The organism is Bradyrhizobium niftali (assembly GCF_004571025.1).
Classification (GTDB): Bacteria; Pseudomonadota; Alphaproteobacteria; order Rhizobiales; family Xanthobacteraceae; genus Bradyrhizobium; species Bradyrhizobium niftali.
Genome location: NZ_SPQT01000114.1, coordinates 1 through 1,372 on the forward strand (window position 1 = coordinate 1; position 1,372 = coordinate 1,372).

The 1,372-nt window shown below is 62.5% G+C and carries 1 protein-coding gene; it reads left to right on the forward strand.

Going from position 1 to position 1,372, the window contains the following annotated elements; translation table 11 throughout:
- A partial coding sequence (locus tag E4K65_RS46630) for an IS110-like element ISBj4 family transposase (RefSeq protein WP_135179754.1) occupies nucleotides 1–934 on the forward strand: 934 nt, incomplete at its 5' end.
- Nucleotides 935–1,372: the final 438 nt, after the last annotated feature.

Genomic DNA, 1,372 nt, shown 5'->3' on the forward strand with positions numbered 1-1,372 from the left:
GGCGCGGCTCGCCAATATGCCGCCTTGCCTGATCGGCATGGAAGCCTGCGTCGGCGCACATCATTTGAGCCGCAGACTCGCATCGTTAGGTCACGATGCCAGGTTGATGCCGGCCAAATATGTCCGCCCTTATAGCAAAGGACCGAAGAACGACTTCAATGACGCCGAAGCGATTGCCGAAGCCGTGCAGCGCCCGACGATGAAGTTCGTGGCGACCAAGACCGCGGAGCAACTCGATCTGCAGGCGCTGCATCGGGTGCGCGAGCGGCTGGTGTCGCAACGCACCGGCATCATCAACCAGATTCGCGCCTTCATGCTGGAACGCGGGATCGCGGTGCGCCAGGGTATCGGCTTCCTGCGCACAGAACTGCCCACCATCCTTGCGACGCGCACCGATGCCCTGTCGCCACGCATTTTGCGTGTCATCGAGGAGTTGACAGGCGACTGGCGTCAGCTGGATCAGCGCATCGATAGCCTCTCCGGCGAGATCGAAGCACTGGCCCGTCAAGATCAGGCATGTTCGCGCCTGATGACGGTGCCTGGCATCGGGCCGATCATTTCGAGCGCCATGGTGGCCGCGATCGGCACTGGAGACGTCTTCTCCAAAGGCCGTGACTTCGGCGCCTGGCTCGGACTGGTGCCCAAGCAGATCTCGACGGGAGACCGCACGATCCTCGGCAAAATCTCACGGCGCGGCAATCGCTACCTCCGCGTTCTGTTCGTCCAGGCGGCATGGGTGGTGCTGGTCAGGATCAAGAACTGGGAACGTTACGGACTCAGATCCTGGATCGAAGCCGCCAAGAAGCGATTGCACCACAACGTGCTGGCGATCGCACTCGCCAACAAGCTTGCCCGCATCGCCTGGGCGGTGCTGGCTAAAGGACGCGCCTTCGAGCTGACAAGGACCAACGATGCAGGCGTCCGACCCGCTTGATCCTCGCGCCGTGCTCGGCGCGGTCAAGGCGCGGCCTGGCAACGCCGGAGCCAGCCGCAAGCAAAGCGCAACGGCCGGCCTTGACCGCCCGTGCGCGCGACGCGACGCACGTCCTGCGGGCCGGGACGAAGGAACGGCCCCTGGCTCGAACACAGGAACTGCGAGGTAGGAGGAGCATGCGATGACGTAACCCCATCAACAGGTTCCAGCCGAGGTCTGCGAGAGGATGAGACGAGATGGAGGTTCGGTCTTCCCGGCGCATGCGAACACTGGTGACCCAAATGGCCCAATCGAGGCCTGTCCGCTAATGAGAACGCACGCGCGCTGATATCCATGATGGCCCGGAGAAAATGCTCCAATCAAAGGCCGGATACATTGATGCAAGACCACTCACCACCTGATCGACGAACCTCTTGCTACGCACGGCCGGACCATACA